Source organism: Paracoccus sp. MKU1, from assembly GCF_001447385.1.
GTDB lineage: Bacteria > Pseudomonadota > Alphaproteobacteria > Rhodobacterales > Rhodobacteraceae > Paracoccus.
On sequence record NZ_LLWQ01000143.1, the window covers coordinates 1 to 10567 of the forward strand.

The window sequence follows — 10567 nt, forward strand, 5'->3', positions numbered from 1 at the left end:
ATACGATCTGGTTCAACCTGGCGATGCAGGGCAACCTGTTCCAGGCCCGCCGCCTGCTGGTTCATGGCGGCAGCGGTGGCATCGGCAGCGCCACGATCCAGCTCGCCTCGGCATTCGGGGTCGAGGTCTTCACGACCGCGGCGACAGATGAAGCCTGCGATTTCTGCCGAGATCTGGGCGCTGCGGTCGCGATCAACTACACCAAGGAAGACTATGTGACCGTCGTGCAGGACAGGACGCAGGGTCAAGGCGTCGACATCGTCTTGGACATGGTCGGCGGCGATTACATCCAGCGCAACCTGACCTGCCTTGCCCAGAAGGGGCGGCTGATTAATCTCTATTACCTGAAGGGCAGCAAGGTTGAGCTGGACATGATGCCGGTCCTGGTCAAGAATCTAACCCTTACCGGATCATTGCTGCGGCCACAGCCGTTGTCGGTGAAAGCCGAAATCGCCGCAGGTCTGGAGAAGACGGTCTGGCCGCTCTTCAAAGCGGGCAAGATCCGATCAGTCGTGAGCGAGACCTTTCCGTTGGAACGCGCATCCGAGGCGCACGCGATGATGGAAGCGGGTCAACATGCCGGCAAGATTGTGCTGCTGACAGAGTATGACCGGAAATTGGCTTGATTAGGGTCAGGATGCATTGATTTTCAATGCTCTGCGTGATTCACGGCTCGAAAACGGAGCGGTGACATGAGTGATCTTTACTGGCTGACCGAGGAAGCGAAGGCTGGGGAAGTAGCCAAGGGATGAACTGCCTATCAGCTTTGCGATGCCGCGCTCGCGGCAAGATTAGGCAAGGCCTCCAGAAAGGCGTCGTTTTCGACTGGGGTGGCGATGGTGACGCGGGCCCAGTCCAGGAAGGGCGACTCTTGCCAGCCCTTGATCAGCACGCCCCGGCGCCGCAGCGTCTCGACGAAGTTCGCGGCAGGGCAGGGCGTGCGGAAGAAGAGGAAGTTCGCTTGGCTCGGGACCACTGCATAGCCGGTTGCAGCCAGCGCCCCGGACAGGCGCGCGCGTTCGGACCGGGCCAGCGCGACGGTGCGGGCCAGATGTGCCCCGTCCTGCAGAGCGGCCAGCGCGGCGGCCCCGGCGAAGGCGTTCACGGCGAAGGGGTTGCGGGTCTTGCGCAGCGCCCGCGTCAGCCCGGGCGACGAGCAGAGCCCATAGCCCACCCGCGCCCCGGCCAGGCCGTATGCCTTGGAAAAGGTGCGCAGCGAGATCCAGTCCAGCCCCGCCTCGCGCATGATGGCGCAGGGATCGAAGGCCAGCGTGGGGTCCAGATATTCGCGGTAAGCCTCGTCGAAGACCACCAGTGTGCCCTGCGACACCGCCTCCAACAGCGCGCTGAACTCTTCGAGCGACACCGCCGGACCGGCCGGATTCGAGGGCGAGGAGAAGATCAGCACCCGCGCCGGCTGGCGCAGCGCCTCGACTAGGCCCGGCAGGGGAAAGGACCAGTCCTCGGCGAAGCGGACCTTCTCGACCCGGGCGCCGAACGCCTGCGCGCCGAATTCGTGCAAGCCGAAGCTGGGGCAGATCGTCACCACACGGTCGCCGGGGCGCAGCACGCTGCGATAGATCGCGCCGATCAGGTCCTCGGAGCCGTTGCCGACGATCACCGCCTCGGGGTCGATGCCGGTCGCAGCGCCGATGGCCTCGCGCAGGGCCAGGTCGGCCGCGTCGGGATAGCGCCAGATCCCGGCGGCGCAGTCCCGCATCGCCGCGATGGCGGCGGGGGCGGGGCCCAGTGGGTTTTCGTTGCTGTCGAGCTTGGCCCGCGCCTCGACGCCATAGTCCGCGCGAAAGCGGTCCAGCGCCAGGCCGGCGTTGTAATCCGCCAGCGCGGCGATTTCCGGGCGGATCAGGGACGTGTCCTGCGACATGGCTTGCCTCTACAAATCGAAAATCTTGCCGGGGTTCATGATGCCCCGCGGGTCGACGGCCCGTTTCAGCCGCCGCATCAGTTCCAGCGCCGGGCCGTGCTCGGCGGCCATGTAGTCCTTCTTGCCCAGGCCGACGCCGTGCTCGCCGGTGGCGGTGCCCTCCATCGCCAGCGCGAGTTCCACCAGCCGGGCGCTGATGCGCTTGCCATGCGCCAGCTCGGCCGGGTCGCTTGCGTCGAACAGCAACACCAGGTGGAAGTTGCCGTCGCCGACATGGCCGACCAGCGGCGCGACCAGCTCGGTTTCCGCGATCTCGGCCTTGATCGCGGCGATGCATTCGGGCAGGCGTGACAGCGGCACGCAGACATCGGTGGAAAGCCCGGTGACGCCCGGCCGCAGCGCCCGCGTCGCATAAAGCGCGTCGTGGCGGATGCGCCACAGCTTCGCGGCATCCTCGGGCGTCTGCGCCAGCTCGATGCGCGAGGCACCCGCGCCCTCGGCCAGGTCGCGAAACAGCGCGATGTCATGCGCGACGGCGGGGTCCGAGCCGGTGATCTCGACCCAGAGGGCCGGGCTTTCGGGCAGGTCGGTGCCGGAATAGGCGTTGATCGCGCGCATCTGCAGGTCGTCAGCCAGCTCGATGCGGCTCAGGCCCAGGCCGAATTGCAGCGCCTCGACCACGCAGCCGGTGGCGGCGTCCAGATCGGCAAAGCTGCACAGCAGCGATTGCGCGGCGGCCGGGATGCCGAACAGCCGCAGCGTCAGCTCGGTGATGACCCCCAGCGTGCCCTCGGCCCCGATGAAGAGATGCGTCAGGTCGTAGCCCGAGGCGGATTTGCGCGCCCGCCCGCCGGTGCGGATCACCTGGCCGTCGGGCAGCACCACGGTCAGCCCCAGCACCAGCTCGCGCATCGAGCCGTAGCGGACCGTCGTCGTGCCCGAGGCGCGGGTCGAGGCCATGCCGCCCAGCGTCGCATGCGCGCCCAGGTCGACTGGGAAGAACAGCCCGCAATCGCGCAGCTCCTCGTTCAGCCGCTGGCGGGTGGTGCCGCATTGCACGGTACAGTCCATATCCTCGGGGTGGATGGTCAGCACGCGATCCATCGCCGAGAGGTCCAGCGTGATCCCGCCCTGCGGCGCCAGCACCTGGCCCTCGATGGACGAGCCGGCGCCGAAGGGGATGACGGGCGCGCTGTGCCGGTGGCAGATCGCCAGCGCCTGCGAGACCTCGGCCGTGTCGTGCAGCAGCAGCACGGCGTCCGGCGGCGCGGCGGGCAGCCAGCTTTCCGCCGCGCCGTAATGCGCCCGCGCCGCGGCCGTGGTCAGCAGCCGCTCGCCGAAGACCGGGCCGAGTTCGGCCAGCGCGGCCTTGACCGCGCCGGCCGGGGTTTCCTGCACGTCAAGGCTCATTCCGTGAACCACCAGCGCTCGGAGGCGCGGGCGCCGTCCAGCTCCCAGTCGTTGCCCAGCTCGGCATGGGCGACCTTGTCCGAAGTCGCGTCCAGGAAATCGGCCCAGAGCGGGGCAATCATGCCGCCGTCCTCGCTGATCAGCGACTGGCATTCCCAATAGAGCTGCCGGCGCTTGGCCTCGTCCTTTTCGCCGCGTGCCGCGACCAGCGCCTTGTTGAAGGCGTCGTTGTCCCAGCTGGTCTCGTTCCAGCCGCCGATGCTTTCGCGGGCATAGGCCAGCGTCAGCATCACGTCCTCGTTGACGCGGCCCGACCATTTGGTGGCGAACATCGGGCGCTTGCCCCAGATGTTCGACCAATAGCCGTCGTCCGGCTCGCGCTTGACGTCGATGGTGATGCCGGCGCGGGCCGCCTGCTCGGCATAGAGCTGGGCCATGTTGGTGGCGCCGGTAAAGGGCGCCTCGGCCACGTGCAGCGGCACGGTCAGCCCCGAGATGCCGGCCTTGTCCAGCAGCGCCTTGGCCTTTTCCGGGTCGTAGCTGTGCTGCGGCAGCTGCGGGTCGAAATCGGGATAGGCCTCGGAAATCGGCTGGTCGTTGGCGATAGAGCCATAGCCCGACAGGATCTTGTCCAGCATCTCCTGCCGGTCGATGGACAGCTTCAGCGCCATGCGGACGTTCGGATCGGCGAACAGCGGGTCCTTGCAATTCATGCTGAAGGCATAGTGCTGCTTGCCCTTGGTCTGCAGCAGCTTCACGCCGGGCATGGCGCTGAGCAGCATGGCCGTCGCCGTATCCGCCGCGCCCATGGCATCGATCTGCCCGGTCTGCAGGGCGGTGGTGCGGGCGTTCACGTCGGCGATGGCGTGGATCTCGACGGCTTCGAAATGGGCGCGGCCTTCCTTCCAGTAGTTCGGGAAGCGCTTGACCAGGCTGCGCACGCCCGGCTCGAAGCTTTCCAGCACGTAGCCGCCGGTGCCGATGCCCTTGCCGAAATCCTTGTCCTCGGCCGGCACGATCAGCAGGTTGATGAGCGCCATCAGCGCCGGGAAGCCCGAGTTCGGGGCGTTCAGGCTGACGCGCACCTCGTCCGGCGCGGTCGCCTTGATGTCGGTGATCGCCTCCAGCAGCGACTTGGCCTCGGAGACCGTGTCCGCGCCGCGATGCAGGTTCAGCGAATAGACCACGTCGTCGGCGGTCATGGTCTTGGCATTGTGGAACTCGACCCCCTGGCGCAGCTTGAAGGTCCATTCGGTCAGTTCGGGATTCGAGCCCCATTCTGTCGCCAGCTCGGGGACCAGCTTGCCACCCGGGCCGACCTCGATCAGGCAGTTGCGCAGCTGGTATTGCAGCTGCATCATGAAGCGGGTCTCGTTCAGCTGCGGATCCAGCGTGTCGGCGCTGTCGAAATCGGCCACGGCGACGCGGAAGGTGCCGCCCTTGCGCGGGGCGTCCTGGGCGCGCAGCGGCCGCAGCCCAAGGGCAGAGGCGGCGGAAACGGCCCCGGCACCCAGCAGCAAGGAACGCCGGCTTAGCGAAATGGTCATCGGATCATTCTCCCTGTTTGCCTGGCTGGCGGTCGTGCAGAACCGTTGACGAGGCCTTGTTTTTATGACTGACCTAAACGCTAGCCCCGGGCCCCATGGCGGACAAATCAGTTTGCCTGGCGCGCGTGACAGTTCAGCTAAACTATCGGATCTCGCCAGGACCATCTGCCCATGACCCCGACGCTGCCCCCGTTGCGCGCCCTGCAGGCCTTCGAATGCTTCGGCCGGTTGGGCTCGGTCAATGCGGCGGCGCGGGCGCTGGGGGTGACGCCGGGCGCGATCAGCCAGCAATTGCGGCTGCTCGAGGAGCATGTGGGCGTGGTCCTCTTGGTCAAGGACGGGCGGCGGGCGACGCTGACCCCGGCGGCGCGGGCCTATCACGAACTGATCTCGCAGGGTTTCGGTCGGCTGACCTTGGCGCAGGACTACATCCTCGCGCACAAGCAGAGCGAGGAACTGACCGTCTCGGGTTTCCCGACGCTGTTGCAGAAATGGCTGAACCCGCGTCTGCCCGAATTCCAGGCCTCCGCCCAGGATCTGGCCATCCGGGTCATCTCGACCCATGAAGAATCCGACCCGCACATGCTAGAGCGCGGCTTTCGCCTGACCTATGGCGAGGCCGCGCGGCGCTATCTGCACAGCCGCACCCTGTTCACCGATTGCTGCTTTCCCGCCTGTTCGCCGGAGTTCCTGCAGCGCCACCCCGATGCCTGCGACCCGGCCGTGCTGGCCCGGCTGCCGTTGATTGGCATCGACTGGGGCGGCGGCTACACGACCGAGCCGCATTGGCGCGACTGGTTCGAATCGCAGGGCATGCGCGACCTGCCACCGATCCGTCCGGTCGCCGTCCATTCCATGTCGAGCCTGGCGCTAGAGGCCGCCATCGCCGGGCAGGGCGCGGTGCTGGCCCAGGGCTCCTTCGCCGCCGAGGATATCCGCGCCGGCCGGCTGGTGCGGCTGTCCGAGGCCAGCCTGCGGATGCCGGACCCCTATTTCGTCTGCTGGGGGCCGACCACACTGGACCGGCCCGTGGCGCGGGATTTCCTGAACTGGCTGATGCGCGCCACCAAGCCGCTGCGCAGCCGGACGGTTCAGCCCAGCTAAACGATCTGGCTGTGCTTCTGCGCTGATCGCCTTGGCATTCGCCTATACATTTGGCGAAACTCAGCCACATAAGGTGCAGCCATGTTCCTCAAGAACGCCTGGTATGTCGCGGCCTGGAGCCATGAGATCACCGACAGCCTTCAGCAGATCCTCGTCCTGGGGGAAAAGATCTGCATCTTCCGCAACAGCCAGGGCGAGGTGATCGCGCTCGAGGATGCCTGCCCGCATCGCAAGCTGCCGTTGTCCAAGGGCCGCATCAGGGGCGACAATGTCGAATGCGGCTATCACGGGCTGACCTTCGACTGCGCCGGGCAATGCGTCTGGGCCCCGGGCGGCGGGCGCATCCCCTCGGCCGCCAAGGTCCGGCCCTATCCGGTGCACGAGAAATACGGGCTGGTCTGGATCTGGATGGGCAATGCCGCCATCGCCGATGCCGACGAGATCATCGACATCCCGAATTTCGACAGTCCCGACTGGGGCATCAACCGCGGCGCCGCGATGGAGCTGCGTTGCAACTATCTGTTGATGTGCGACAACCTGCTGGACCCGACCCATGTTGCCTGGGTGCATGAAAGCAGCTTTGCCCAGGCCGCGACGCGCGACACGCCGCTGAAGGTCACCCGCACCGAAAGCGGCGTCATCGTCCATCGCTGGATGATGGATGTCGAGCCCGCGCCCTTCTACAAGAAGATCGTCGAGTTCGATGGCAATTGCGACCGGCTGCAGCATTACGAGGTGCGCTATCCCGCCCATGCGCTGATCCGCGCGGTGTTCACCCCGGCGGGGACGGGCGGGCCGGACGGTACGCTGCATGAAAAGACCTTCGTCATGGACAGCTACAACTTCATGACGCCCACGACCGAGGCCGAGACGCGCTATTACTGGTTCCAGCTGCGTAATATCCGCCCGCATGACGAGGAACTGTCGAAGATGATGTCCGAGGACGTGCGCCATGCCTTCGAGGAGGACCGCGCCGTGCTGAACGAGGTGCAGATCGGCATGGCCAGCAAAACCTCGCCGCATATCGACCTGTCGATCGACGCCGGGCAACTGCGCTTCCGCCGCCAGCTCGAGGCGATGATCGCCGAGGAGCGCATGGTCGACGAGAAGATGAGGGCCTGATCCATGGCCGATCCGTTCCGCCGGTTTCGCCTGGTCCGCAAGGTGCCGGAAAGCGCCTGCATCACCTCGTTCCACCTGATGCCCGAAGATGGCGGTCCGCTGTGGGACATGCGGCCGGGCCAATACCTGACGCTACGGATTCCGGCGCCCTCGGGGCCGGTGCTGCGGACCTATTCGCTGTCGGCGCTGCCCGAGGGGCGGGACCATCACCGCATCAGCGTCAAGCGCGAGCCGCAGGGGCTGGGCTCGCGCTGGCTGCACGACCAGCTGGCCGAGGGCGAGCTGATCGAGATCGCCGCGCCGCGCGGCGGCTTCGTGCTGGACGAGACCAGCACCCGGCCGGTGCTGTTGCTGGCGGGCGGTGTCGGTCTGACGCCGCTCTTGGCCATGCTGCACCGGCTGGCGGCGGGCGAGCGGCGGGTGTTCTTCGTGCAGGCGGCCGAGAACGGCGATGTGCATGCGCTGCGGGACGAGGTGGCGGCGCTGGCCGCGGGCTCGGGCGGGCGGATCACCGCGCGCACCGTCTATCGCGCCCCGACCGAGGCCGACCGCGCCGCGCGCCGCTTCGACGCCGAGGGCGTGGTGGACCGCGCCTTCCTGCAATCCCTGCTGCCGCTCGACGATTACGAGGTCTATCTCTGCGGCCCGACGCCCTTCATGGTGGCGATGTGGCAGCTGCTGACGGGCTTGGGCGTGGCCCCCGCCCGCATCGCCTATGAATTCTTCGGCAAGGGCGGCTCGCTGGCCGCGCTGGCGGCCGGGCGGGCGCCGGCATCGGCGCCCGCGCATGGCAACCGCATCCCGACGGGGGCGCCCAAATCCCTGGCCAAGCTGGAATTCCTGACCGATCCCGACGCATTGGGACTGCCCGACGCGCTGCCCGGCACGGTGGCCGAGGCGACGGCCAAACAGGCAGAGCCGACCGAAACCGGGGCCGAGGTGGTCTTTGCCCGCTCGGGCCTGACGCTGCCCTGGAACGGCGCCAGCCGCACCATCCTGGAGCTGGCCGAATCCGCGGGACTCGAGCCCGAGTTCAGCTGCCGCGAGGGGATCTGCAACACCTGCCGCTGCGCCATTCGCGAGGGCGCGGTGGACTATGTCACCGATCCGCTGGACCCGCCGGGACCGGGGCAGGTGCTGATCTGCTGCTCGCGCCCGGCGGGGCGGGTGGTGCTGGACCTGTAGGGCACGGCGCGGTGCCGCCCCTTCAGCCGATGCGGCGGTCCAGCGCCTCGGGTGCGATCTCGGGGCCGATGACGAACAGGTGGTCGCCATGGCCGACCAGCCCGTTGCGGCGGCGGATCAGCACCCGCCCCGCCACCGGAGCCGTCAGCACCTGCGGCGCCTGCGTGATGTCGAAGAGGTCGTAGAGTTTCGCGACCGGCTGCCCCTCGGCCACCGCGTCACCCAGTTCGACCAGCGGTTCGGCCAGGGCGTGGCGCATCGCGGTGACATGGCGGCTGCCCGCGTCCAGGTCGACGAAGCGGGTCTGGCAGGCCGGACCCGAGGCCAGCCGCTTCGCCGTCTCGGGCGCGAGGATCCCCTCATGCGCCAGCAGGTTCAGGATGCCGTTCCAGCCATGGCCCAGCGACCGGGGCGAAACCTGCGCCATGCCGCCCAGCTCGCAGGAAATCATGGCGCAACCCGCCGCCAGCGCGGCGCTGTCCAGGTCGCCGCCGGTGCTGCCCAGCCCGACCACCATGGTCCAGGGCAGGCCGAAGGCGCGGGCCAGCGCCGCGCCGCGCCGATCCTGGGCCGGATCGCCGGTCAGCGTCAGATAGGCCGCGTCGAGGTAATTCGTCGTGCCGCCGCCGGAATGCAGGTCGATCACCAGCCCGGCGCGCGGCAGCAGGTGGCGGTTCAGGAAGCCCGCCAGCGCCCGCGTCGGCCCCTGTCCCGTCGCGCCGGGAAACACCCGGTTCATGTTGCCGCCGTCCAGCGGCGAGACCCGCGTCCGCGCCATCACCGCCGGCATGTTCAGCGCCGGCACCAGGATCAGCCGGCCGGCGACATCCTGCGGCTCCAGCGCCTCGAACAGCCGGCGGGCGATCAGCTGCCCCTCGTATTCGTCGCCGTGATTGCCGCCGACCACCAGCGCCGTCGGCCCTTCGCCACCGGCAATGACGCCGATGGGGCTGCGGATCACACCGAAGTCATGGCGGTTGTCGGAATGGGTCAGGTCGATCCAGCCCGAAGCCTTGCCCGGGGCGTCGAGATCGATGTCGCAGCTGACGGTGTCGTAGTGGTTCATGCGGCGCCTTTCTCTTGCATCTGTCGCTGGCCCAGCAGGCGGGTCAGCCAGTCCGGGTCCATCTCGGGGACCGAGGACAGCAGCTTCTCGGTATAGGGATGGTGCGGCGGCTGGAACATCTGCGCCTTGGGGCCCTGCTCGACCACCGCGCCGTTCTGCATCACCACCACCTCGTCCGCGATGGACCGCACCGTGGCGAGGTCGTGGGTGATGAACAGATAGCTCAGCCCCATCTCGCGCTGCAGGCGGTCGAGCAGGCGCAGGATGCCCTCGGCCACCAGCTGGTCCAGCGCGCTGGTCACCTCGTCGCAGATGATCAGCTCGGGCTCGGCCGCCAGCGCGCGGGCGATGCAGAGCCGCTGCTTCTGCCCGCCGGACAACTCGCCCGGCAGGCGGTCGATGAAGCGGCCGGGCTCCAGCTCGATCTGGTCCAGCAATTCGCGGATGCGGTCCTCTTTCTGGCGGCCGCGCAGGCCCAGGAAGAACTCCAGCGGCCGGCCCAGGATCTCGCGCACCCGGTGGCGCGGGTTCAGGGCGGTGTCGGCCATCTGGTGGATCATCTGCAGCCGGCGTTGCAGGGCGCGCGGGCGGTTGCGCGACAGCGGGTCCAGCACCTGCCCGTCGAAGACCACCTTTCCCGCGCTCGGCGGCAGCAATCCCATCACCACCCGCGCCGTCGTCGACTTGCCCGAGCCGCTTTCGCCGACCACCGCCACGGTGCGGCCGCGCGGCACGCTGATCGAGACGTCGCGCAGCACCGGATGCACGCCATAGCTGGCCGAGACGCCTGCGATGTGCAGGACCGGCTCCGGCGCGGCCGGCTCATTGCGCGGCGCGGGCTGGAAGTTCCGTACCGCCCAGAGCGAGCGGGTGTATTCCTCGCGCGGGGCGGCCAGCATCTCGCGGGTCGGGGCTTCCTCGACCTCCTTGCCCTTCAGCAGCACCTTGATGCGGTCGGCCATCTGCGCCACCACCGCCAGGTCGTGGGTGATGTAGATCGCGGCTGCGTCGTGGCGGCGCACCACCTCGCGGATCGCGGCCAGAACCTCGATCTGCGTGGTCACGTCCAGCGCCGTGGTCGGCTCGTCGAAGATCAGCAGCTCGGGGTGGCAGGACATGGACATGGCGGTCATCGCCCGCTGCAACTGCCCGCCCGAGACCTGATGCGGATAGCGCGCCCCGATCCGCTCGGGATCGGGCAGGCGCATCTCGCGATACAGCGTGACCGCCTCGGATTCGGCCTGGGCA

9 protein-coding genes are annotated in these 10567 nt (G+C 68.2%); 4 read left to right on the forward strand and 5 right to left on the reverse strand.

The window, feature by feature from the left end:
- Nucleotides 1–626 (forward strand): zinc-binding dehydrogenase (locus AQY21_RS09910; protein ID WP_152988180.1); only part of this gene is annotated, 626 nt, incomplete at its 5' end.
- 134 nt (nt 627–760) lie between these two features.
- Here the strand turns inward: AQY21_RS09910 and AQY21_RS09915 are convergent.
- Genes AQY21_RS09915 through AQY21_RS09925 form a run of 3 tightly spaced genes read right to left on the reverse strand, consistent with a single transcriptional unit; the run spans nt 761 to nt 4842 of the window.
- On the reverse strand, nt 761–1885 hold the full coding sequence (locus tag AQY21_RS09915; RefSeq protein ID WP_058097519.1) for an aminotransferase class I/II-fold pyridoxal phosphate-dependent enzyme: 1125 nt from the start codon (nt 1883–1885) through the stop codon (nt 761–763).
- Nucleotides 1886–1894: 9 nt separating this feature from the next.
- Nucleotides 1895–3295: an FAD-binding oxidoreductase gene (locus AQY21_RS09920; RefSeq protein ID WP_058097520.1), complete on the reverse strand. Its 1401-nt coding sequence runs from the start codon at nt 3293–3295 to the stop codon at nt 1895–1897.
- Entirely contained in the window at nt 3292–4842 is a 1551-nt protein-coding gene (locus AQY21_RS09925) for an ABC transporter substrate-binding protein (RefSeq protein ID WP_058097521.1), read from the reverse strand. The genes AQY21_RS09920 and AQY21_RS09925 overlap by 4 nt, the downstream gene beginning before the upstream one ends.
- A 171-nt stretch (nt 4843–5013) precedes the next feature.
- Here AQY21_RS09925 and AQY21_RS09930 point away from each other — a divergent pair, with 171 nt between their 5' ends.
- From AQY21_RS09930 to AQY21_RS09940, 3 genes are all read left to right on the forward strand, one after another.
- Nucleotides 5014–5946 carry a LysR substrate-binding domain-containing protein gene (locus AQY21_RS09930; RefSeq protein ID WP_058097522.1) on the forward strand — a complete coding sequence of 311 codons (933 nt, stop codon included), beginning with the start codon at nt 5014–5016 and terminating at the stop codon, nt 5944–5946.
- A gap of 81 nt (nt 5947–6027) precedes the next feature.
- Nucleotides 6028–7068, forward strand: coding sequence for an aromatic ring-hydroxylating dioxygenase subunit alpha (locus AQY21_RS09935; RefSeq protein WP_058097523.1), 1041 nt, complete (start codon nt 6028–6030; stop codon nt 7066–7068).
- Nucleotides 7069–7071: 3 nt separating this feature from the next.
- Nucleotides 7072–8253, forward strand: coding sequence for a 2Fe-2S iron-sulfur cluster-binding protein (locus tag AQY21_RS09940; RefSeq protein ID WP_058097524.1), 1182 nt, complete (start codon nt 7072–7074; stop codon nt 8251–8253).
- A gap of 22 nt (nt 8254–8275) precedes the next feature.
- On the opposite strand, the gene AQY21_RS09945 is transcribed toward AQY21_RS09940, so the two are convergent.
- Nucleotides 8276–9319 (reverse strand): succinylglutamate desuccinylase/aspartoacylase family protein, encoded by a 1044-nt coding sequence (locus tag AQY21_RS09945; protein ID WP_058097525.1) that lies wholly within the window; start codon nt 9317–9319, stop codon nt 8276–8278.
- On the reverse strand, nt 9316–10567 hold a 1252-nt coding region (locus AQY21_RS09950; protein ID WP_058097526.1), incomplete at its 5' end, for an ABC transporter ATP-binding protein. The genes AQY21_RS09950 and AQY21_RS09945, both read right to left, overlap by 4 nt.